The organism is Pseudoalteromonas sp. NJ631, assembly GCF_000276645.1.
GTDB lineage: Bacteria > Pseudomonadota > Gammaproteobacteria > Enterobacterales > Alteromonadaceae > Pseudoalteromonas > Pseudoalteromonas piscicida.
In genome coordinates, this window is the sequence record NZ_AKXJ01000014.1 from 43537 (window position 1) to 67284 (window position 23748).

The window sequence follows — 23748 nt, forward strand, 5'->3', positions numbered from 1 at the left end:
TCATTCAATACACTGAAAACTAGTACTATATTTAGTCTGAACTGCTATGAAGATAAGTAACAAGAAAGGTGAGGGAGGCGATGCCTCCCTTTTGGTTAGCCTAGCATGTTATACAGTAATGCAGAAACCGCCAGCAAGCCGACGAATAGCACAAAATAAGTGCCAATGTGGCTTTTGTATTTTTGTAGTGCCGGTACTTTAAACACGGCAATGGTTGGCATGATAAACAAGATCATCGCAATGATCGGGCCTGAGATAGCTCCCATCATGTCCAAAATACTTGGGTTTAATACGGCGCATACCCAAATAGCAACAAACATAAATACCACGCCTAGCTTGTCAGCAAGCTTATAGCTCATGCTCGTTTGCTTGTTTGCAAGGCCGTTAAAGCTTTCACGTGCACCAAGGAAATGGCCTAGGAAAGACGAAGTAATCGCGATAAATGCCACAAGAGGGCCAAGCATTTCAATAAACGGATTGTTATACACGTTAGCTAAATAGGATAAAACAGACACGTTCGCCGATTTTGCTTCTTCCATTTGCTCTGGTGTTAAAGAGAATACGCAGGAGAATACGAATAGCAAAACAAACACTATCAACATAATGGAGGTCGTACGAAGGATCGCTTCTGATTTTTGAACTGCCTCACTTTTGTAGTGACGACGCTGTACGTTAGCAAAGCTAGAAATGGCGGCTGCATGGCTAAATGAAAATACTACGATAGGAACGGATAGCCAAAGTAACTCGGTTAAGCTCGCAACATCAGGCGTGCTTACCACTGGCATTTGCCAGTTAGGCACTAAATAGAGTGACAAAAACAGTAATACCCCAACCAGCGGGTAAACCAAAATAGCAAAAGCACGCAGTAGCAGTTTTTCGCCGCCTAGCATAATGGCAATCATCCCGGCAACGAGCACACCAGAGAGTAAAATACGAGACGGTGACTCAAAGCCAAGTTGATTGACGATAAAGCTGTCGACGGTATTGGTTAGGCCAACACCATAAATAAGCAAAATAGGAAAAATAGAGAAAAAGTAAAGTAAGGAAATTAAACGGCCAGCACCTGCGCCGAAGTGCTCTTCTACTACATCCGTAAAATCGGCATCTTTTTGCTTTGATGAAAGGACGAACCGTGCCAATCCTCGGTGTGCTAAAAAGGTCATAGGGAAGGCAAGCACGGTCATGATTAGTAGTGGCCAAAAACCACCAATACCAATGTTAATTGGCAAGAACAAAATACCTGCGCCGACCGCAGTGCCAAATAAACTTAACACCCAATGGGTGTCGTGTTGGGTCCAGCGCCCATCGCTGATGGTATTCATCTCCATCGTCGCTTCAGAGGAATTACTCATATACTTGTTGTCCTGGATTTAGAATTATAATCGGGCGCATCATATAAAAAATGACGAAGTGTTGCATGTATAAACCGTCTACTCCGAGGAGTTATGCGGTGAAATTCGTTTTTTTGACTAAAACTTGCTCAAGGTGTGGTGGGTTCCTAACCAGCTTTTGTAAATCTAAGTCTGCAAATGTTCTTAATTGTTACCACTGGCAATGAATTGCTAGCCGACTTATAAATAAATTTTTATTCTAGTTTGCAAAGAGAATTAAAATAACCAAGTGGAAAAGTATGTTCAAGCTAAACTCTCTATTGCTCGCTTCAACTTTGTTGGGAAGCTTCGCTGCTAATGCAACGATTGTCGAATTTCAAACTTCTCATGGTAGCTTTCAGGTCAATCTATTTGATGAAAGCACGCCTAAAACCGTGGAAAACTTTTTGAAATACGTAGATAACGGGCGTTATTCTGATACGGTTATTCACCGCGTTATTCCAGATTTTGTTGTGCAAGGCGGCGGCTTCAAATATGAAGGAGACGTGCCTCTTGACGCCATCGCTACTTACGATGCTGTAAAAAATGAACCAAAGTGGTCTAACGTAAAAGGCACCATTGCAATGGCAAAGGTAGCAAATAGACCTGACAGTGCGACAAGTCAATGGTTCTTTAATTTGGTAGATAACAGTAAAAATTTGGACGTTGACAACGGTGGCTTCACAGTTTTTGGTCAAGTGACTGGTGATGGCATGGAAATATTAGCAGCGATAGCAAAAATTCCTCGTTGTGGTAATGTGCCATTAGTTAACTTCACTGATGAACAGTGTAAAGATAGCAATAGTGAGCCGGGGGCAGCTAACTTTGTAACCATAAACGCAATTACTGTGCTGGATGATGACCCCAAATCAGCTCAAGGCTTAAGTCCAAAAGCAAATACCTTGATTGATCAAGTGCCTGATAAGCCTTCAACTGACTCTGATTCATCTGGCGGTTCAATGTTTGCCGGCCTTATGTTGCTAGCTGGTATTGTCGGATTTAGACGTAGATTTCATAGGTAACCAAGTCACTTTGGTTACAGATGCTAACGATAGCATCACAGTCCCTAGTTAACCTGATCTCAGGTTAATAACTTGGAAGCGCACTTCGGTGCGCTTATTTCTTTGTTATTAAGTTATTTTTTTCGTTATTTGTCTTCGTCAAACAGTGCAATTGCTTTTGTCGTCAAACTATACTGATCACGGCCATCCGCTTGGATAAGCCCTTCATTGAGGTGAGTAGTCACAACATCTTCAAGTAGTTGTTGATCTGCGTGTGGGAGTGAAAAAGTGTGGTGATTGATATCGCACGATTCTGGAAAGCTTGCTTTCAGCTTAGACAGCAACATTATTGAATACATATTCTGTAAACGTTCCATAGCCGACCCTTTTATTATTCCAATTTTTGCGAGAACAATCCTAACAGCAAAATTGCAGGTTTGTCTATTTTTTGTGCTGGTGAGTGAGGGGGGAATGATCTGCTGTTTTTAAGAAAATAAAAAGGGCCAATCATTGGCCCTTAACAGTCTAATCCTATACGGCTTCAGCGGCTTTCTTCGCGAGGTACTCGTCGTACGTACCATGGAAGTCGGTGATCTTACCGTCTTTAATTTCCCAAATGCGCGTTGCAAGTGATGAGACAAACTGACGGTCGTGCGATACGAAGAATAACGTGCCTTCGTATTGTTCAAGTGCCAAGTTGAGAGACTCAATTGATTCCATATCCATGTGGTTCGTTGGTTCGTCCATTAGTAGGATATTTGGCTTATGCATCATGATTTTACCAAATAGCATACGGCCTTGTTCACCACCTGAGATCACCTTAACTGACTTTTTGATGTCGTTTTGAGAGAACAGCATACGGCCAAGGAAGCCGCGTACGACTTGCTCATCATCGCCAGGCTGTTGCCACTGTTCCATCCATTGGAAAAGATCCAGATCTTTTTCAAATTCGTCAGCATGGTCTTGCGCATAGTAACCAATATTGGCGTTTTCTGACCATTTATACTCACCCGCTTGCGGCGCTTTACGACCCGCTAAGGTGTTGAGTAATGTTGTTTTACCGGCACCATTTTCACCGATGATGGCAACTTTCTCGCCAACTTCAACAAGGCCATTTAGATCAGAGAATAGGGTGTCGTCATAACCTTGTGATAGCGAGATAAGCTCAAGTGCGTTACGGAATAGCGGCTTTTCTTGCTCGAAACGAATAAATGGATTTTGACGACTTGATGCTTTAACTTCTTCCAGTTGGATCTTGTCAATTTGCTTAGCACGAGATGTCGCTTGCTTCGCTTTTGAGGCGTTTGCAGAGAAGCGCGAAACGAACTGCTGTAGCTCAGCGATTTGCGCCTTTTTCTTGGCATTGTCTGACAACAGGCGCTCGCGAGCTTGCGTCGCAGCAAACATGTATTCATCGTAATTACCTGAGTAAATACGCAGATCGCCATAGTCGATATCCGCCATGTGTGTACACACTGAGTTTAAGAAGTGGCGGTCGTGCGAGATGATGATCATAGTACAATCACGCTGATTCAATACGTCTTCCAACCACTTGATAGTATAGATATCCAAGTTGTTGGTTGGTTCGTCTAAGAGCATGATATCTGGCTCTGCAAATAATACCTGTGCAAGTAGTACACGCAGTTTCCAGCCCGGAGCAACTTCTGACATCAAGCCATAATGTTGCTCGGTTGGAATACCCACACCGAGGAGTAATTCACCCGCTTTTGCTTCTGCGGAATAGCCATCCATTTCAGCAAATTGCGTTTCAAGGTCGGCAACACGCATGCCGTCTTCTTCGCTCATTTCAGGTAATGAGTAAATGCGATCGCGCTCTTGCTTGATTTCCCACAGCTCTTTATGACCCATGATCACTGTGTCTACAACCGTATATTGCTCGTATGCAAATTGATCCTGATTTAGCTTAGCGATGCGCTCGTTTGGATCATAGTTTACGTTACCTGCACTTGGCTCTAGCTCTTTGCTTAGGATTTTCATAAAGGTGGATTTACCGCAGCCGTTAGCGCCTATTAGGCCGTAGCGGTTGCCGTCACCAAACTTAACGGAAATATTCTCAAACAGTGGTTTTGCACCAAACTGCATAGTGATGTTGTTACACGAAAGCATAAATTTGACTCATTACTGACAATTGCGGCGATCCTATCATTTATGGGTGACAAATGATGTAAAAAGTTTGGCTAACTCACACATTACTTTTGCGGCTGATATAGCAAAGACCCAGACGTTGAAAACTTATCGTCATAAGACGTTTTATTTACGATTTTATTAAATTTTATTTACCAATTGAGTGGTTAAATGTTAGCCTGTTTTAATGCGAAAGGATGATATAAAAAACTAACTCTGGTGAACAAGGATGAAAATAGTTGAAGAAAAACATAATTGGTTGATTGACCAACAAATCGATGAGCTGGAAGTCTTACCACCCCATACCACAACCGCTCATTTACCGTCAGAAATTAGAACGCAACTTAAGCCTCATGCCAGTGATTGGATAGTATTGCAACAAAGACATAATTGGCGCCATGTTAAGCGTGACGAATTTACTCGTGTTTTTATAAAGACCAAAAAGGGCTTACAAAGTGTAAGGTCTGGCAGTGCTGCCGGTTCTAAAGAGCAGCTAATCATCGTTAAACGCAAGTCTTATTTCAAAGCAGAGATTAGAAACAATGCCTTTACAAGCAGTGGTGGGGTTGATCCTAATCAGCCCATTGGCGCAAGCCAATTAGACCCGTTAACACCGGTTGAACAGGTATTGGCCTCGATTAACGTCGATAAATCACCTGAGGTGGCTGAAAAGCGCATATTGGTGTCGCTGGAGGGAGAGTTGGCGGTGAGTTTTGTGATCCAAGGCGCTGATACCCCCACGTTGTCGAGAGCCTCTGAAGGGGCAACGCAAACGCCTCTCGTATTCGGAAAGTTGAGTGAAGATGGCAGCTATAGTCTAAAAGCAAAAATCTTAGGTGTGCCGGAGCAGGTGCTTTTTAACAATGTGCCATATGCTGACTTACTTGATATAGAAAAAGTAAAAGCACTTAAGATTGGCGCTGAGGGCGGAGTGCAGCTGATTAAACACAATGTTTCAGGCGAGGGTAATGTACACCTATATTTTATTAGCGAGCCTCCGAGCATCGGGATCTTCTTTGATGGTACAGGCAACAACAAGTACAACGATATTTTGGACCCCTTTGATGATAAAGAGCCGACGAATATCGCTAAGCTCCATGAGTTGTATGAAAATGAAGGTAAGTTTACCACTTCAGTTTATATTGAAGGAGTTGGTACAGCTGCGGGAAAGAAAGATTCAATCGTAGATTTAGCTGTCGCTTATTCATTTGATGAAAGGTTAGTTGAGGCTGGTTCGAAGCTATGTGCGTTTTTACAGAGTTATGATTTTGAACTTTGCCAAAATGTACTGCTAGATTGCTTTGGATTTAGTCGTGGTGCAGCGGCAGCAAGAGCGTTTGTTAATCTGGTTAATGGAATGAAAGAAAAGCAAGATACTAAATTAGCGAATAAAGAGGTGGTATTTCGCTTTGTTGGTATTTTCGATACCGTCGCGTCTATTGGAGGGGATGGAGATAATGATCATGGTGAGCTGTATGCCAGAGATGAGTTAGAGGAGGCGGCTAGACTCGATCTCAATCAGGCCAGCGCAGGGGCTGTGTATCACTTAACGGCTTGGGATGAGCGGCGCGATAAATTTCCGCTAAGCTCGTTAAAAAATAAAGATGGCAGCTTGTTTGCTAACCATAAAGAAGATTATCTGCCAGGCGTTCATTCTGATATTGGGGGCGGGTATGCCCCTATCAGTATTGATATTGAGTATCCTTTAAAGCGCATTCGTGGTATTCCCGGAAATCCAGAGCATGAAGCAAAAGTACAACAGGCAAAATTGGCAATTGAACATAAATATCAGTGGCCTGGCATTAATGTGGATATGGTCTATCGCTTCAAAAGACTTAGATATGGCGCAAGTCGCTCGGGAAGAGACAAGGATTTTTACACCACATACCGGCCCGTTTGGAGACGTAAAATAGATAATACCCTCGCCCATTTTGGACTGCACCAAATGTATAACGAGGCGGTTCAACATGGCGTTCCGCTGAGAGCTATGGCGCGTCTTCAAAGTATCTACCCTTATGAACTTAGCAATGAGGTCGCAACTTTGGTACCTAAGGCTCTTAAAGCTGGGCCAACAAGCCAAGCTTGGCAGAAGTTATACGAGCATTATATTCATATTAGTTCTCGGTTTACGGGAACTACGGATAAACTGGCTCACGGTGAGGAAACGAAAGCAAAGTACGTGACTGAAAATGGACAAAGGGAAATGTTTTACAATAATGCAAAAGCGCTACCGCAGGTGCGAGTGTGGAAAGCGTATAAAAATGGAAATAAATCAATTTGGAGAAAAGGATGAACAATAAGCTCTATACCGTTTTACTGGCAGTAATGCTGCTTTGTAGCTGCTCTTCACATACCGAGCTCGAAAAATTAAATATAGGTATTTCCGCTTATGAAAAAAGCGATTTGATGGTGAAATTGATATTTGATGATAGGTTTTCCCCCCCAGCGGGCGCAATAGGTTGCTGTTGGGGAAATGCTCAGAAAGTTGGAGTATTTTGGGGAGCTGAGATCCCACATAAAGTTCAAGCAGAATGGTGGGATTATAAGCAAGGCAGGTATTATCGTGCTGTGTTTATGGTACAGCGAGATAAGGCGTACAAAATCGCGGGTAATTTACCGAGCGTGACTTATTACACAGGCAAAACGGAGACCGATGTTGATCCTTATATCATCTTTGGGTTTGGTGAAAAGGGAGAAGTAAAAATGTGGATTTCTAATTCTCAGTTTGCTAGTGGAGTTAAAGGGCGCATTTTAGAAGAAATTGGTTCAGCGCAAGCGACTTGGGAACCCTTTGAATTAACCGATGAGATGTTTAATTAGATAAGTGCCCACAATCCAAAGTTAATATCTAAAACGAATGAGACTAGGGATGTTCGAATTGGAGAAAAGGATGAACAATAAGTTCTATACCGTTTTACTGGCAGTAATACTGCTTTGCAGTTGCTCTTCACATACCGAGCTAGAAAAATTAAATATAGCTATATCTGCGTATGAAAAAAGCGATTTGATGGTGAAATTGATATTTGACGAACAATTTTCTCCCCCTGCTGGTGCGGTAGGGGGGGGTTGGGGAAATGCCGCAGGAAGTGGGACATTTTGGGGAGCTGAAATCCCATATAAAGTAAAAGCGCAGTGGTGGGATTATAAGCAGGGAAAACACTATCGTGCAGCGTTAACTGTACAGCGTGACAAGGCGTACAAAATCGCGGGTAATTTACCTAGCATTACTCATTACACAGGCGAAACAGAAACCGATGTTGAGCCCTATATTATCTTTGGTTTTGGTGAAAAGGGCGAAGTAAAAATGTGGATTTCTAATGCACCGTTTGATGGCGTGGAAGGACGCATTTTAGAAGAAATTGGTTCAGCACAAGCGACTTGGGAACCCTTTGAATTAACCGATGATATGTTTCGCTAAAAAAGTGAAAACTAGGCGTTTTATCTTGGTACTTTCTGCATGGTTGTTTACATCGGTTTATCGAATTCCACCGAAATAAATTGCTATTTGGCACTATCTTGGGTCACATTACTGACCGCAATTAAAATAATATAACATTTAGGATTGGAATATGCGTATTAAAGCTATCTCCGCGGCCATGGTGTTGGCCTTTTCTCAGTACGTTGCTGCCGATGAAGGCATGTGGCAACCACATCAACTACCTGAACTTGAATCTATTTTAAAGTCTAAAGGACTAGAGATTGATGCTAAGTCAATTTCTAAACTCACAGAGTTCCCGATGAATGCGGTGATTAGCTTAGGTGGCTGTACGGCGTCATTTGTCTCTCCTAAAGGTCTGGTGGTGACAAATCATCACTGTGCATACGGCTCTATTCAATACAATTCAACAACAGATAACAATATTCTTGAGAATGGCTTTTTAGCAAAACAGCCAAGTGAAGACTTACCAGCGGCACCGGGCTCACGCGTTTATGTGACAAAAGAAGTATCGAACGTAACGGATAAAGTTAATGCCGGTACTGATTCACTGACCGGTAAAGCACGTTTTGATGCCATTGACAGTAAGCGCAAGCAACTTGTTGCCGAGTGTGAGCAAGATGAAAGCTATCGCTGTAATGTTTATACCTTTCATGGTGGATTGGAATATTACCTCATTAAATCGCTAGAGATAAAAGACGTCCGTCTGGCATACACGCCAGCGATGGGCGTGGGCAAATATGGCGGCGATATTGATAACTGGATGTGGCCTCGTCACACTGGCGATTTTGCTTTTTACCGTGCATATGTGGGTAAAGATGGTAAACCCGCTGAGTTTTCTAAAGATAACGTACCTTATAACCCTGAATCATTCTTGAGTGTGAGTGCAAAAGGCGTGCAAGAGGGCGACTTTGTAATGGTGACGGGTTATCCGGGTCGTACCAACCGTTATCGTATCGCTTCTGAAGTAGATTATGTGTTTAACACGGTTTACCCCATGGTACGTAAACATAACTCAAAGTATGTGGCACTGATTGAAGAAAATGCACCAGAAGGTTCACAAGCTCGTATCGCTTATGAAAGCACCATTGCAGGTTACAACAACTACATTAAAAACTATGGCTCTATGATTGAGAGCTTCAAAAAAGGCAGTATGTACAGCCGCAAGCAGCAATTTGAGCGCGATCTTAGCACTTGGATTAATGCCGAAGTAGATCGTAAAGCAAAGTATGGTGCTGTACTAAACGAATTGAGCGAGTTGGTTGCTCAATCTCAAGCTCATTATGAGCGTGATATGATGGTTGGCTATATCCACCGTTCGCAAATGATGTCGACAGCGCGCAAGCTGTATCGCTTGGCGGTTGAAAAACAAAAACCTGATGCTGAGCGTGAAAGTGGCTATCAAGAACGTGATATGCCAAAAATCAAAGCGGGGCTTCAGCGTATGACGCGCCGCTATGATGAAACAGTTGATAAAGCGATTATGCTTTACTTCATGGAGCTTTATGCAGCCTTGCCAAAAGAAGCGCGTTTAGCTGAAGTTGATAAGCAGCTGCAACTTGAAAGCGGCTTCAATAAAGCAAAACACCAAGCGCTGCTAGATGAGATGTATGCTAACTCTAAGCTTGCTGATGAAAAAGCCCGTCTTTGGATGTTAGACTTAGAGCTTGAGCAGTTAAATCAAAGCTCTGATCCATTCATTCAATATGCAAAAGCGATTTTTGCAGTGATGAAGCAAATCGAAGATGAAGAAAAAGAATTGGCTGGTAAGCAGCAATCTGCACGTCCTGCCTTAATGGAAGCTATTATTGCTTACAACAAGTCGCAAAATAAGCCAGTTTATGCAGATGCTAACAGCACTCTCCGCGTCACATACGGTACAGTAGGTGGCTATTCACCGCAAGATGGCTTAGTGGCAACGCCATTTACTTCACTTGAAGGGTTACTGGCTAAAAATACTGATGTTGAACCATTTAACGCGCCGAAAAAGCAACTGCAGTTGATCCGCGAAAAAGTATATGGTCAATATACAGGTGGCATGAATACCGTACCGGTGAATTTCCTTTCTAACGTGGATACCACAGGTGGTAACTCAGGCTCGCCAACTTTAAACGGGAAAGCGGAGTTAGTAGGTTTACTGTTTGACGGTGTATATGAAAGCATTATTGGTGACTGGGATTACGATAAAAACCTAAACCGCTCAATCCATGTTGATTCGCGTTACATGTTATGGGTAATGGATAAGGTTGATAATGCGCAAAACCTGCTAGATGAAATGAAGATAGTAAAGTAGGTCGACCTTTAGGTCGACAATCCCCCCAATGTTTAAAGGGTAGCCTTTGGGTTTAAACGTTAGTCGGCCTAAAGGCCGACCTACGGGAGATATCAATTTTTCGAAAAAATAATGCCGGCCATTAGGCTGGCATTATTATGTTACTTCGCCATTAATTGGCGGATATACTTCACCGGAGCACTACCAAAGCTTAAGAATTCTTCATGGAATGCTTTTAAGTCAAATTCCTTTCCAAGCTTTTGTTTTTGCGTTTCACGGAAGTCGTAAATTTCGCGATAACCAGAGTAATAGCTGGTTAATTGTACTTGGCTCAAGGTTGCACGGCGCCATTTACCTTCGGCTTCTGCACGCTCTTGGAAAGCCCCATTCATCAGCAGATCTAAGCCTTCTTCTTTGCTTATTCCTTTTACTTGGATACCGTAATCTAGGATGGTGTTACAGATCACACGTAGATTCCACTTGTAGTACATTAACCACATTTCAGGCTCAAAGTTACCATAGCCTTCTTCTAGCATCATGCGCTCAGTGTATACTGCCCATCCTTCAATCATCGCGCCATTACTTAAGATACTCTTCACCAAAGACGGAGATTCGTTAGAGTAAACTAACTGCGTGTAATGACCTGGCACGGCTTCGTGAATATTTAGGATCTGCGGGATCCAGTGGTTGTATTCACGTAGATACGATTCAGCTTGCTCGTCGCTCATTGAGTCCAGCGGAGACACGTTATAATAGGTGTTCTCTTTTTTGTCGTATGGACCCGGAGCACTGATTGAAGCACCAGCAAAGCCACGCATATATTCAGGCGTCTCGCGAACAACCAACGGCTTTTCTGGGTCTAGCGTGATGAGATCTTTTTCCATCACAAACTTTTCAAGTTCTGGTATTTGCGCCTTGATTTCGCTCACAAAGTTTTCACGCTTTACGTGTTTGACTGAAAGGTGCTTGATAAGCGTGGCAATCGCATCAATGTCAGATTCTGGGCGTGGCTTGCCAGCAAAGTACTTTGGCCAGAGTTGATCAACAATCTTAACCATTTCATTAGTAACACGGGCTTTGTCGGCCATTGCCTTTTCATACATTTGCTTGGCGGTGTAGCCAGACTGAATATCAAAGGCAAATTTTTCTTCGTACAGCTTCTCACCAATTCTAAATGAGCGCGCATTACCGCTTTCGCTTAACTCTTTTTCAAGGTTGCTAAGGTAAGATACATATCCATTAATGGCAGATTTCGCGGCAGCGAAGCGCTGTTTGAATAGGGCTTTTTCTTCGGCTGTTAATAATGAAGTAGCGAGTTTATCAAGCAACTCGTCGTTTAATACACTAAATGCGCCTTGGTTTTGTGCAATCGCAAGCTGAGTATATTCAAGCGTTGGATTGTTAATATTGTTTTGTGCTGCTTCATAATACGCTGGCACATATTGAAGACGTGCTAAAACGAGCTTGAGCTTTTCGTCATCCGTTTTAAAGCGGCTGTTGAGTATCGTCGCAAAGCCATAAGAAACATTGTAGTTTGACGGATTCCACTGCCAGCTTTTGAAGGTTTCAATATGCCAGATATCGCGTTTTAAGCGATTTTCAATTAAGTGATAATCGATTTTTTGACTATTGCTTAAGTTAGCAAGGTCGAACTGTTGTAACTTAGCCAGTTGCGCCTGAGAGAAGGCAACACTTGCATCACGAGTCGCTTGGGTTGGTACCGTGATAATATCGTCGTACTTGCCAAAGCCTGCCCATAGCGACGCTTCTGGGTACTGCTTCCATAAGTCATTGATAAATTGCTGAGAAAACTCAGCGAATTGTGCATTTTTTGCTACTGCCAGCTGTGAAGTTGAAGGCGTCGTCTCGACAGACGAAGAAGAAAGTGAGCAGCCAGTCAGGCCCATTGCCATGGCTAGCGCCATGCACAAGGCAGTTTTTTTCATTATTGTGTCCTATTTAATGGTTTTCGCTATCATAACAAGATTTCGCTTTATTTGCTTTGTCTGGCTCATCCAACCACACAGCGCCGTTAGCCTCCTTAGCAACGATGTCATCTGGGTTGTAGATAGGACATGATTTCATCGACAAACAGCCACAGCCAATGCAACCATCGACATAGTCTCTTAAGCGCTGCATGTAAGCGATTTTTTCGTCCAGCTTTGCTTGCCAGGCTGTAGAAAGTTTGGCCCAGTCCGCTTTGGTTGGTGTTCTTGAATCGGGTAGGGTATCAAGGGTTTCTTTTATCTCCCCTAGGGTTATCCCCATTTTTTGACCAGCTTTAATAATGGCAATTCGGCGCAACACATCCTTTTTATAACGGCGCTGATTACCGTTATTACGCCAACTGCGAATAAGCCCTTTGTTCTCATAGAAATGCAGTGCAGACACCGCAACGTCGGCTCTTTGAGCCACTTTGCCGACACTGAGGTTCGGTTCGTCTCGTAATAATTTTTCAGTTTTCATAAATTAATGCTTTACCTTAACTTAAGGTGAGGTTTTAAGGTAGCACCCAATTTATTATTAGTGCAACCGGAATTGAACATTATGAAAACAGTCGTTATTTACTCAAGCTCAAACCCCAATGGAAATACCTACCAATCTGCAAAGGCACTAGCAGAAGAAAAAAGAGCTGAACTCATCTATTTAGACCGTTATAAAATTGGTGAATACTGCTACAAACACTCTCACAGCGATGATGACTTCGTTAACCTGTTTAGGTGGGTGCTTGGCTTTGAGCACATCATTTTTGCATCTCCCGTTTATTGGTATGCAGTAACACCCAGAATGAAGGCATTTATCGACAGAATAACCGACTTTATGGACATCGAAGCGCTAAAGCCAGAATTAAGAACATTGCGCGAAAAGCAGTTTTCGATTTTATCAACCTCATGCCAAGAGAAAGCGCCGGCGCCATTTACTGAGATGCTGGTGGGGACCTTTGAGTATTTGGGTATGAAATTACAAGAGCAGCGTCATGTTCATTACCCTTACGCTGATTAATAGTAGTGGATTTTGTTGGGTGGGGCTGTGTGACGATAGCTTTTAAAGATCGCTGCGTGAAGCAGCTCCTACTCCGAAGCAAAACCTGTCTAGTAGGGGGCTTTTTACCCGCCGAGCAGGTTGTGACTGGGTTATATTTAGAGGAGGGAAAGGGCTTTAAAAATTGCTGCGTAAAGCACCTCCCATTCCGAAGTAAAACAGGTTATATTGGGCGGGATTATGCGTAATGGCTTTTAAAGATCGCTGCGTAAAGCATCTCCTACTTCGAAGTAAAACCAGTCTAGTATGAGACGGTTTACCCGCCGAGCTGTTTTGTTACCTGTGTGTACTTGCAAAGGCCGAAAATATATAGAGTGCTATTAGTTTGAGTCTTGACTGTGGAAAATTGGTGTGGCTCAGCGTAAAACGTCAAGGAAGAAATATGAAGATCTCCAAGATACAAAAAGAAAGAACGATTATTTTGCCAGAAAAATATTTGGCGTTTCTTGCAAATATAGAGGCGGGTGAGGACTATTTCTTCAACGAATTTCCAGAAGAGTATCCTGATTTTGAGGGACGGTGCTGGGCTTTCTATGATGAATCACTATTGAGTGAAGAAGTTGAAATGATTGGTGTTGGTAAGGCACCTGCACATCAGCAACTCGCGCTTTACTTAAAATGTTATCAACAAAGCACTAAAAAAGGTGAAATTCATTCGCCTGAAGGACAGATCGCTATTGGTCGAGTCGCCAATGCTTTTGTTATTGCAGAAGATGACGGTGATTTTTTGTATCTAGACCCTGAAGATAACTTTTCGGTTTGGGTATTTTATCATGATGGTTGTGATGTAAAGAAAGTATCAAATTCAATGGCAGAGTGGTTGAAGCGCGCTAAGGCTGCTTCATAGAGTGGGGCGCTAAAACCCCTTGCTACTCAACATTTCTCAGCGGAAGTACGCACTTCCGCGTCTGCAAACAGGTGTAAGATCACACCTTGAATTCATTTACCATTTGCGAGAGTCGTTGTGACATTTCGCTTAATTGTTGGCTCGATACTTTGGTGTGTTCAGCGCCGAGAGCGGTTTGGTTTGCAACTGCTGCGATGCCACTGATGTTGTCAGTCATGTCATTAAGATCTTCAGACTGCTTTGCACTCCAAGTGGAGATATTAACGTTGATATCATGCACGGTTGCGATGGAGAGGTTGATTTGCTCTAGTGCGTGCTTACATTCTTGGCTCACTTTGAGGCTTTGCCCGGATGCTGCGCGGCAGCTCTCCATTTCTTCAACGGTTGTGGCGACGCCATTGTGCAGTTTATCAATGATCGCTTGAATATCATCGGTAGATTGTTGCGTACGTTGAGCCAGCGTTCTTACCTCATCGGCCACCACGGCAAAACCGCGACCTTGTTCTCCTGCTCTGGCAGCCTCGATGGCCGCATTTAATGCTAATAAATTAGTTTGATCTGCCACTTTTTTAATGACGTCAAGTACTGCACCAATCTCGGTTGATGAGCGTTGTAGTTCGAGCACAGCTTGTTGCGCTGAGTCGACGCTACGTGAGGCATGCGCTATGACTGCCACATTTTCGTCTACATGCGCCAGCCCTTGGGTCGTCAATGTGGTTGTCTCTGTCACTTTATCAAGCGCACGCTTTGACTCATTATTGACAGCTTGCGCCACTTGATTAAGCGACTGCATGCGGTTTTGCAGCGATTCTGTTTCACTACTTTGTTGTCCAATACCTGCTTGGATCTGCTCGGTAATACAGGATAATTCCTCTGCTTGGGAGGCCAAAGAATGGGTGTTTTCGTTGATATCATGCAGTACATCACGAAAATGCGAATTCATTTTATTAAATGCGATAGCCATTTGGGCAAGCTCGTCTTTTCCGTGGCTTTTCAGTGCAATGGTAAGGTCTTTTTGCGCTGAAATAAGTCCCATGGTTTGGGTGAGCTTATCCAGTGGCTTGGTAATATTTTTGCTGATCAAGCTAGAGAGGAAAATAAGTAATATCGCATAGCCGAGCGTTTCAGCAGTCATCAACATGAGTCGGTCATAAAACTGTTCTTCAACGTCTTGAAGGTAAATGCCTGTTCCAATTGCCCAGTTATAGTGCCCTAAGTTAGCAATATAAGAGAGCTTGCCCTCAAGCTCCTTTGTCCCCGGTTTTGGCCATTGATATTGGGCAAAACCTCGTTGATTTTGATTGGCAATGACGACGAACTGGCTGAATGCCTCGCGAATAAAGCGTTCATGATGGTGAGTCATTGAGGTGCCATTGAGTAGTGGCTTAATGGGATGCGTTACCATGTTCCCTTTTAAGTCAAACAAGAAGAAGTAACCTGCATCACCATAGCGTGCAGCATCAATGAGCTTTTTTATTTTTTCTTGTCTTTGTTGTGGAGTGAGCGAGGTCTCGGTGGCCACCATATTAAGTTGTGCAACTGTGGTTTCCATTAGGTTTTTTGCATTAATACGTCTTTCTTGCGTTAAGCTGTCTCGTAAAACGAGTGCTGATGAGAGCTGCACAAGGGCAATGATCACGACAGACAAAAGCAGACTGAGTCTGAGTTTATTGGGCACTTTCATAAAACCTAGGAGTTTATTCAGCTGCTTCATGAGATCCTCTAGTAACAATGGATTAGTGAAATGACAGCGATGTCAATTGGCGGGGATCATACTTAGAACGAACCAAAAATAAATAGCATGAACGTAGAATGAATATTCTATTAAGCGATAAAGCTGACTATCTGATTGATAGATAGTCAAAATGTTAATATTTACGTTTTGTAAATGATTGTGAATGAGAACTATTGCCAATAAGTGTGTTTAAGAATTTTGTCTTAGGTAAGGAAGAAAGTTAGAGGTAGATTAAGATAATTTGATATAGATCATTGCAGATATCGCTTGAATCGAATAACGACTTTGTTATACTCGCAGCGAATTTTCAGTTTAGACTGAAAGTTCTGAACTAATCAATTCTATCAAGATAAAAACATCAGGATAATCTGTGCCACTGTTAAGCTATGCTCGACAAACTGCTACTACTAACGACACAACCTATCAAGGTTGTGCGATGACGCGTGCGCAGTTATTTGGTCGTATTTTCAGTGTGTTAAGCGCATTGATGATGTTTAACGCGGCATTATTATTCACTGGCATGCTAGGTGATGTAGCTGAATTAGAAGCACTTTTTGCAGATAATTCACTACCTGACTCTGTTTTGGTGATGCTCGGAGAGTTTTTGGCTCAGCCTATCTTGTCATTGCAATTATTGATAGGTCTTTATTGGTTAGTTTTCCATACTATTTTGCCTACACGCGCGGGCGTTGTCCTGCGTAAAACGGCATTCGCCTCTACTGAGGCTATTCAACCTCAACCGGTGCCTAGCGCACATGGTTGTCGTGCTCCTCCTTTTGGGTACCGCTGTCTGTTTGCGTAATCGCAATATTTGAGTCCAGTGCGTTTGATTTACGCGATTTGGATCAGCAGTCAGCAATTCAGTTTCAATTACATTAATCGGCTACTTACAGTCCTATTAGGGCAAATTGTAAGCCTAGCAAATGTGATTGTCCGTTTACTGTATCGATTATTAGGTAAATGGTTAGTGACTGGTATCAAAGGAGCGTTTCCCTTCACTAATGCATTTTCCCTGATGGATACAGTGCAATTCGAACTTGTGCAGCATAGCTTGCACAAATAGATACTCAGCGTGCTTGATAAATAAGCCGCAGCTTATCGTTGAAGGGTAATCAATTGAATAAACGTAGTGTTGTGAATTATGCGTTCGCTTCATTGGGGCTTATGCTCACCGGCTGTAGTGGTGGCATTTTAGATCCCAAGGGGCAAATTGGCATGGATGAGAAGTCCTTGATCATCATTGCCACTGTACTGATGTTACTCGTTGTAGTACCAGTTATTATTCTTACCTTATATTTTGCGTGGAAGTACCGAGACGGTCGTGACCACGAGATCTATGCACCTAAATGGGCTCACTCTAACAAAATAGAAGCCGTGGTTTGGACCATTCCGATTGTGATTATTATTGTACTCGGGGTGATCACTTGGCGCTCTACACAATCACTTGATCCGTACAAGCCGTTGGAAGGTAAGGGTGAACACCTCACTGTTCAGGTGGTATCGCTAAACTGGAAGTGGTTATTTATCTATCCAGAGCAAGGCATTGCCACAGTGAATGAGCTGGTGTTTCCAGCGAATGTACCAGTGGAGTACAAAATCACTTCCGAAAGCACCATGAACTCTTTCTTTATTCCACAGCTTGGTAGCCAAATCTACTCGATGGCTGGGATGGAAACACAGCTTCACCTGATTGCCAACGAGCCGGGGACGTTCAAAGGCTTTTCTGCTAACTACAGTGGAGCGGGCTTTACGGGTATGAAGTTCGATGCCATTGCGACCAAAGACAAAGCAAGTTTTGATAACTGGGTTGCCGACATCAAAGCAAACGGCGAAGCCTTAACCGCAGGTCGTTATGCGAAACTGGCTGAGCCTTCGGAATATCACCCCGTTGAATATTTTGGCTCGGTAGAGCAGGGCTTATTCCACACCATAGTTATGAAATACATGCAGGGCCATGGCGAAATGAGTTATTACGCCAAACCAGAGCATGCTGCGCACCCACATCACGGCAAAGCTGAGGAGTAATTATGTCGTTGTTTGGTAAATTATCCATCGAGGCAATCCCTTATCACGAACCCATCATTATGGTGACGTTAGCTGTGGTGGCGGTTGTTGGTCTAATTGTGGCGGCAATGGTCACAAAACACAAAAAATGGGGCGTACTGTGGCACGATTGGATCACTTCAATCGATCATAAACGCCTAGGCGTGATGTACATTATCTTGGCATTAATTATGTTAATGCGTGGTTTTGCCGACGCCATCATGATGCGCACACAGCTGGCGATGGCCACAAGCGGCGCTGCCGGTTACTTACCTCCTGAGCACTATGACCAGATCTTTACCGCACATGGGGTGATCATGATCATCTTTATGGCGATGCCATTTATGATTGGTTTGATGAATATCATCTTGCCACTGCAAATTGGTGCTAGAGATGTTGCTTTTCCGTTTTTGAATAACCTCAGTTTTTGGTTGACGGCGGGCGGGGCAATTCTGATCAACTTGTCCTTGGCATTTGGTGAGTTTGCAAAAACCGGTTGGGTGGCGTATCCGCCATTGTCGGAGTTGTCGTTTAGTCCTGGTGTCGGGGTTGATTACTATATTTGGGCGCTGCAAATATCCGGACTTGGGACATTGCTCACCGCCGTGAATTTCTTGGTAACCGTATTTAAGATGCGTGCGCCTGGCATGACGCTAATGAAAATGCCTATTTTTACTTGGACTTGTACTTGGGCAAATATCCTAGTGGCGGCGTCTTTCCCGATTCTTACTGCGGTGCTAGCGATGCTAACGCTTGACCGTTATATGGACTTCCACTTCTTCACCAATGAAGCCGGTGGTAATGCCATGATGTATATCAATCTGTTCTGGGCATGGGGTCACCCTGAAGTTTATATTTTGATCTTGCCTGCGTTTGGGATTTTCTCAGAAATTATTTCAACCTTTACAGGCAAACGCCTGTTTGGCTATAAGTCGATGGTGTACGCCAGCGGTGCGATTTCTATTTTGGGCTTTATTGTTTGGCTACATCACTTCTTTACTATGGGTTCAAGCGCCAATGTTAATGCTTTCTTTGGGGTCATGACGATGGTCATTGCGGTGCCGACGGGAGTAAAACTCTTCAACTGGTTATTTACCATGTATCGCGGTCGTTTGCGGATCACGGTGCCGGTTCTTTGGACATTAGGGTTTATGGTGACCTTTACCGTTGGTGGGATGACCGGCGTATTGCTTGCAATTCCTGGCGCGGACTATGTGCTGCACAACAGTCTTTTTCTGATCGCACACTTTCATAACACCATTATCGGTGGCGCAGTGTTTGGTTATCTAGCGGGTTTTGCTTACTGGTTCCCTAAAGTAATGGGTTACAAGCTTGATGAGCGTTGGGGTAAAGCCTCGTTCTGGTGCTGGCTAGTTGGTTTTTTTGTGGCCTTTATGCCGCTTTATGTGCTTGGCTTCTTAGGCATGACACGTCGCCTAAATCATACCAACACGCCAGAGTGGAACATTTGGCTATACATCGCGTGTATTGGTGCCTTTATCATTATGTTTGGGATCATCTTCCAAGTGGTACAGCTAGTGGTGAGTTACAAAAACCGCGAACAATTGCAAGATACCACAGGCGATCCGTGGAATGGGCATACGTTAGAATGGTCAACGGACTCTCCACCGCAGTACTACAACTTCGCGAAAACCCCTGTGGTTGACGATATTGACGCTTGGACAGAAATGAAAGAGCAGGGACAGGCATATCAAAAGCCTGCACAGTATCAGCCTATTCACATGCCAAAAAATACCCCGGCTGGAGTGCTTATCAGCGCGTCATTGACCGTGTTTTGCTTTGCCATGATTTGGCATATTTGGTGGTTAGCAGCGGTGGGTTTTGTCAGCGCTATCGCGGTATTTATTAAGCGTTGTTACACCAGCGACGTTGATTACTATGTTCAGGTTGACGAGATTGAGCAGATTGAGTCTGCCCACCTTTCTCGCGCATTACAGGAGGGTTAATTCATGAGTGCAATTACTCCCGCTACGCTGCATGCGTTAGAAGATGCTCACGAGCATGCAGAGCATGACACAGGTTCAAATACCGTATTCGGTTTTTGGCTATATCTGATGACGGACTGTTTGTTGTTTGCCTCTTTCTTTGCCACTTATGCTGTGTTGTACATGAACACGGCAGGTGGGGTGTCTGGCAAAGACATATTCGAGCTGGGTTTTGTTGCGGTTGAAACCGCGGCCCTACTGTTAAGTAGTATTACCTTTGGGTTTGCCATGATAGCGGCAAACAAACAGAAAAAGTCGCAAACCTTATCTTGGCTTGCGGTGACATTTGCTTTTGGTGCGGTGTTTATTGGTATGGAAGTGTATGAATTCCATCACTTAATAGTACATGGTCATGGACCGCAGCATAGTGCTTTTCTGACTTCTTTCTTCTCATTGGTGGGTCTGCACGGCATGCACGTGACGGCAGGCTTGATTTGGATGACAGTGATGATGATTGAAGTGACACGTCGTGGTGTTAAGCCACAAACGGTAACCCGTTTGAGCTGCTTAAGCTTGTTCTGGCACTTTTTAGATATCGTGTGGATCTGTGTATTTACCGTTGTTTATTTAATGGGGGCAATGTAATGAGCCATAGTGAATCTCAAGCGTTAGCACAGATGGATGTTCATGAGCATGAACACGACAGCCACGGTAGTGTGAAGTCGTATCTAATTGGTTTTGTGTTATCCGTCATTTTGACAGCCATTCCTTTTGCTGCCGTGATGAGTGGCAGCTTGTCATCTAGCACGACATTCTGGACGTTAGTGACAACGGCGTTAGTGCAAATTTGGGTGCACCTAAAGTACTTTTTACACCTGAATTTTGTTACGGAAGAAGGCAAGGCAAGCACGCTTTCCTTTATCTTTAGTGCGTTGATTATTGTGATGGTAGTGGGGCTGTCGGTCTGGATCATCTACGAATCGAACGCCATGATGATGTATTAACAGGAGAGTAGTCATGCTGCGTCGTTATTTTCAGGTGACAAAACCTGGGATCATTATGGGAAACTTGATTTCAGTCGCAGGAGGCTTTTTATTGGCCTCTCGAGGTGAAGTTGATTGGCTGCTATTTGCCTTGACTCTACTAGGGCTATCTTTGGTCGTTGCGTCAGGTTGTGTAGTTAACAATGTCATCGACAGGGATATCGATGCGGCAATGGCTCGCACTAAAACTCGCGTGACAGTAACTGGGGAAATTTCCTCAGTTGCTGCACTGTCACATAGTCTGGTACTCGGATTATCTGGCTTTGGGCTCTTAGCCTATTTCACCAATTGGATTGCGCTGAGTTTTGCCGCATTTGGTTTTTTTATTTATGTCGGTGTTTACAGCTTATACATGAAACGAAACTCAGTGTATGGCACGGTGGTTGGTAGCCTATCAGGGGCAGTGCCTCCTGTGGTTGGTTACTGCGCGGTAAGCGGGGTGTTTGACTCTGGCGCTGCCATTTTATTATTGATGTTTTGTCTTTGGCAAATGCCACACTCTTACGCCATTGCGATTTTCCGTTTTGAAGATTACCGGGCCGCGAATATTTCAGTGTTGCCAGTTGCGCAAGGTGTTGAAAAGGCTAAGCATCATATTGTTTTGTATATCGCCATTTATGCACTCGTGGTGATGTTACTGCCGCTTAGCGGTTATACCGGCATTGCATTTATGGCGGTGGCCTGTACAACCAGTTTTTGGTGGTTATTGATGGCGTTAAAAGGATACCAAAGAGATTTAGATTTACATGGTTGGGCGAGGCAAGTATTTGCATTCTCAATAGTCAATATCACAGTCCTAAGTATCGCGATGGCGATTGATAATCACAGCACAGTTTCTGCGATGCTGTACTGATCGCAGATTATCCCAAAGTAACTAAAATCCAAAGGCCCACAGGGCCTTTTTTCGTTCTTATCTTATTTGTTTTACATCGCTTGCTTTTTACCCATCTTATCTCCATATCCAGCTTATTGAATAGATGAGAAGATAATAATGGATATAGGGATCACAGAAGTATTGTTGTTATTTACGGCGATTTTTATCGCGTCCTTTTTACTTTTTAAGGTCGTGCTATGGGCCAAAAAAATGCCAAAAGGCGCCTATCTATTTTTGGCTTTAATGCCGCTCATTTCTCTTTTTCCTATTCCACCACCCGTTTTTAAAAATGTCGCGAAAGCCAAACAAGAACAACGTAAAAAAGCACCCAAATCAGAACCATAATCACACAGGAAAATAGCTTAATGTCAGCTTCAATATTTATTGTTAATCTTACTTATGTTACCGAAATTGAACAGGTAGAGCCGCTGCTTGCCCCTCACATTGCGTTTTTAGAACGTTTTTATGCCAATGGCACTTTTATCGCTTCTGGCAGAAAAATCCCACGAACTGGTGGGGTTATTTTGGCAAAGGCGAGTAGTGAAGCTGAGCTACTTGACATTGTTCGTCAAGATCCCTTTTATGTCGCCGAAGTGGCTCGGTATGACATTATCGAGTTTGTGCCAAGCAAGTTTGCATCTTGCTTTACAGAGGTGGAAAAATATCTTAATTCTTGAGTGCCCGCTTGGCCACGCCCGTATCGTGACAGGTATAGGCCGTTGAAATAATCCCTTCGCTCAATAGAAACAGGCGCTCGACAGCGGCATCATCAGCGTCGTTGAGCGATTGTTTAAGTAACGCTTTTACCGCAAGTTTGTGCCTCTGGCATAGTTGATTAATTGGACTGGTGAGCTCACCAAATTCTGCCGCCGTGTTGATAAAGTAACAACCACGGAAATCGCCTAGCACCTCCACTTTATTATTAATCCAGTGATCTAGTGCTGAAAATAGCTGCTCTGTGAGCTGTTCATTCGTTTGAGCATTTTCGAGGCAACGAGATAACCAAGATATAAATAGGTGATGGCGCTGCTCAAGTGTTGCAAGCACCAGCGCCTCTTTACTCTCAAAATGGTTGTACAGGGTTTTTTTAGCAATACCAGATGACTTTAATACTTCATTAATACCAATGGTATGAATGCCATGTTGATAAAACAGTCTCATTGCGCAATCGATTAGTTGTTGTTTTTTTGTACTCATCAGTCAGCCATGTTTATTACCGTGATTATAGGTTGACAGAAGTAGACCAATTTGTCTACCATTTGCGAGGTAGACAGATTGGTCTACTTCTTGGAAAGGGAAAGAATACAATGAGAGAAATACAACTTGCTTTAATTGCTGGAGCGGGGGCGTTTATCGCAATTGCAATATTGGCGTTTAGTCAAACGATAAGTGCTGAGCATATTTTTTTAATGGCACCTTTGGGCGCAACGGCAGTGCTGGTATTTGGTGTGCCCGAAAGTCCACTAGCGCAGCCTAAAAATGTCATCTTTGGACATATTCTTACCGCGACCATTGGGATTATTTTTGCACAATATATTGGTGTGAACGAATTAACGTTAGCACTTGCAACGGGGTTGGGGGTATTTAGCATGTTAATAACAAAAACCACTCACCCGCCAGCTGGCGCGAATCCAATACTAATTATGCTGGCTCTAGAAGGGTGGGGCTTTTTATTTACCCCCGTGATTATCGGTGCGGTGGTACTCGTGCTGGTTGGCAAAGCAACCTCAGTGGCTAAAAGCAAGCTTACAACGGTAACTGCTGCCTGAGAGTAACCATAAAAGGATCACTGTGCTTAGCGTGTGGGCCTCTGTTATGGCCTGCCGTCTTCAGGTTCTGTTTGGACGTAACTTTGTCACCAACTTAACAGGTGCGCTATTTAATAAAGCACCTTCATAAATTTGTCATTTAGAACAACCTAATAGCAATATTTTTTCCTATCTGTATCGCTATTCTCATGCTTCAAAATAGCTCGTTTACTTAACCCAATTGGT

Annotated in this window: 23 protein-coding genes; 16 read left to right on the forward strand and 7 right to left on the reverse strand. The window is 43.4% G+C overall.

Features of this window, described 5'->3' with window-relative positions; all coding sequences use genetic code 11:
• Positions 1-95: 95 nt before the first annotated feature.
• Positions 96-1352, reverse strand: a complete 1257-nt coding sequence (locus A587_RS0118795; RefSeq protein ID WP_017218847.1) for an aromatic amino acid transport family protein — start codon at positions 1350-1352, stop codon at positions 96-98.
• Between the two features lie 278 nt (positions 1353-1630).
• Between A587_RS0118795 and A587_RS0118800 the strand changes: the two genes are divergently transcribed.
• Positions 1631-2392, forward strand: a complete 762-nt coding sequence (locus tag A587_RS0118800; RefSeq protein ID WP_010375449.1) for a peptidylprolyl isomerase — start codon at positions 1631-1633, stop codon at positions 2390-2392.
• A 125-nt stretch (positions 2393-2517) separates the two neighbouring features.
• Here A587_RS0118800 and A587_RS0118805 read toward each other — a convergent pair whose 3' ends face one another.
• Positions 2518-2748, reverse strand: a complete 231-nt coding sequence (locus A587_RS0118805) for a hypothetical protein (protein WP_017218848.1) — start codon at positions 2746-2748, stop codon at positions 2518-2520.
• A 154-nt stretch (positions 2749-2902) separates the two neighbouring features.
• The gene (locus A587_RS0118810) at positions 2903-4498 is read right to left on the reverse strand and encodes an ABC-F family ATPase (RefSeq protein ID WP_010375453.1); all 1596 of its coding nucleotides are present in this window, start codon (positions 4496-4498) and stop codon (positions 2903-2905) included.
• A 247-nt stretch (positions 4499-4745) separates the two neighbouring features.
• Here A587_RS0118810 and A587_RS0118815 point away from each other — a divergent pair, with 247 nt between their 5' ends.
• From A587_RS0118815 to A587_RS0118830, 4 genes are all read left to right on the forward strand, one after another.
• Entirely contained in the window at positions 4746-6809 is a 2064-nt protein-coding gene (locus A587_RS0118815; RefSeq protein ID WP_017218850.1) for a T6SS phospholipase effector Tle1-like catalytic domain-containing protein, read from the forward strand.
• A complete protein-coding gene (locus tag A587_RS0118820; RefSeq protein ID WP_017218851.1) occupies positions 6806-7336 on the forward strand; it encodes a hypothetical protein in 531 nt (176 codons plus the stop codon). The genes A587_RS0118815 and A587_RS0118820 overlap by 4 nt, the downstream gene beginning before the upstream one ends.
• A gap of 70 nt (positions 7337-7406) precedes the next feature.
• Positions 7407-7934, forward strand: coding sequence for a hypothetical protein (locus tag A587_RS0118825; RefSeq protein WP_017218852.1), 528 nt, complete (start codon positions 7407-7409; stop codon positions 7932-7934).
• Between the two features lie 151 nt (positions 7935-8085).
• The gene (locus A587_RS0118830; RefSeq protein WP_017218853.1) at positions 8086-10245 is read left to right on the forward strand and encodes a S46 family peptidase; all 2160 of its coding nucleotides are present in this window, start codon (positions 8086-8088) and stop codon (positions 10243-10245) included.
• Between the two features lie 140 nt (positions 10246-10385).
• Here A587_RS0118830 and A587_RS0118835 read toward each other — a convergent pair whose 3' ends face one another.
• Both A587_RS0118835 and soxR read right to left on the reverse strand, forming a co-directional pair.
• Positions 10386-12170: a DUF885 domain-containing protein gene (locus tag A587_RS0118835; protein ID WP_017218854.1), complete on the reverse strand. Its 1785-nt coding sequence runs from the start codon at positions 12168-12170 to the stop codon at positions 10386-10388.
• A gap of 13 nt (positions 12171-12183) precedes the next feature.
• Positions 12184-12690, reverse strand: coding sequence for a redox-sensitive transcriptional activator SoxR (soxR, locus tag A587_RS0118840; protein ID WP_010375466.1), 507 nt, complete (start codon positions 12688-12690; stop codon positions 12184-12186).
• A gap of 81 nt (positions 12691-12771) precedes the next feature.
• On the opposite strand from soxR, the gene A587_RS0118845 reads away from it, so the two are divergent.
• Both A587_RS0118845 and A587_RS0118850 read left to right on the forward strand, forming a co-directional pair.
• Complete coding sequence (locus tag A587_RS0118845) at positions 12772-13227, forward strand: flavodoxin family protein (protein ID WP_010375468.1); 456 nt, start codon at positions 12772-12774, stop codon at positions 13225-13227.
• 421 nt (positions 13228-13648) lie between these two features.
• Entirely contained in the window at positions 13649-14113 is a 465-nt protein-coding gene (locus A587_RS0118850) for an SMI1/KNR4 family protein (RefSeq protein WP_017218855.1), read from the forward strand.
• Between the two features lie 79 nt (positions 14114-14192).
• Here the strand turns inward: A587_RS0118850 and A587_RS0118855 are convergent, their stop codons facing one another.
• Positions 14193-15827: a methyl-accepting chemotaxis protein gene (locus A587_RS0118855; protein ID WP_017218856.1), complete on the reverse strand. Its 1635-nt coding sequence runs from the start codon at positions 15825-15827 to the stop codon at positions 14193-14195.
• 391 nt (positions 15828-16218) lie between these two features.
• Here A587_RS0118855 and A587_RS0118860 point away from each other — a divergent pair, with 391 nt between their 5' ends.
• The 8 genes from A587_RS0118860 (at position 16219) to A587_RS0118895 (ending at position 22431) form a co-directional block, all read left to right on the forward strand.
• Entirely contained in the window at positions 16219-16650 is a 432-nt protein-coding gene (locus A587_RS0118860) for a hypothetical protein (RefSeq protein ID WP_017218857.1), read from the forward strand.
• 362 nt (positions 16651-17012) lie between these two features.
• Positions 17013-17873 (forward strand): ubiquinol oxidase subunit II, encoded by an 861-nt coding sequence (gene cyoA / locus A587_RS0118865; RefSeq protein WP_442852599.1) that lies wholly within the window; start codon positions 17013-17015, stop codon positions 17871-17873.
• A 2-nt stretch (positions 17874-17875) separates the two neighbouring features.
• Positions 17876-19858 (forward strand): cytochrome o ubiquinol oxidase subunit I, encoded by a 1983-nt coding sequence (gene cyoB / locus A587_RS0118870; protein ID WP_017218859.1) that lies wholly within the window; start codon positions 17876-17878, stop codon positions 19856-19858.
• Between the two features lie 3 nt (positions 19859-19861).
• Positions 19862-20482 carry a cytochrome o ubiquinol oxidase subunit III gene (cyoC, locus tag A587_RS0118875; protein WP_017218860.1) on the forward strand — a complete coding sequence of 207 codons (621 nt, stop codon included), beginning with the start codon at positions 19862-19864 and terminating at the stop codon, positions 20480-20482.
• The gene (gene cyoD, locus A587_RS0118880) at positions 20482-20841 is read left to right on the forward strand and encodes a cytochrome o ubiquinol oxidase subunit IV (protein ID WP_017218861.1); all 360 of its coding nucleotides are present in this window, start codon (positions 20482-20484) and stop codon (positions 20839-20841) included. Before cyoC ends, cyoD begins: the two co-directional genes overlap by 1 nt.
• A 13-nt stretch (positions 20842-20854) precedes the next feature.
• Entirely contained in the window at positions 20855-21733 is an 879-nt protein-coding gene (cyoE, locus tag A587_RS0118885; protein ID WP_017218862.1) for a heme o synthase, read from the forward strand.
• Positions 21734-21871: 138 nt separating this feature from the next.
• Entirely contained in the window at positions 21872-22099 is a 228-nt protein-coding gene (locus A587_RS0118890; protein WP_017218863.1) for a hypothetical protein, read from the forward strand.
• 20 nt (positions 22100-22119) lie between these two features.
• Positions 22120-22431, forward strand: a complete 312-nt coding sequence (locus A587_RS0118895; RefSeq protein ID WP_017218864.1) for a YciI family protein — start codon at positions 22120-22122, stop codon at positions 22429-22431.
• Here the strand turns inward: A587_RS0118895 and A587_RS0118900 are convergent.
• Entirely contained in the window at positions 22421-22951 is a 531-nt protein-coding gene (locus tag A587_RS0118900; protein ID WP_017218865.1) for a TetR/AcrR family transcriptional regulator, read from the reverse strand. The two genes, A587_RS0118895 and A587_RS0118900, sit on opposite strands and share 11 nt — an antisense overlap.
• 110 nt (positions 22952-23061) lie before the next feature.
• Between A587_RS0118900 and A587_RS0118905 the strand changes: the two genes are divergently transcribed.
• The gene (locus A587_RS0118905) at positions 23062-23523 is read left to right on the forward strand and encodes an HPP family protein (protein WP_017218866.1); all 462 of its coding nucleotides are present in this window, start codon (positions 23062-23064) and stop codon (positions 23521-23523) included.
• The last annotated feature ends 225 nt before the right edge of the window (positions 23524-23748 follow it).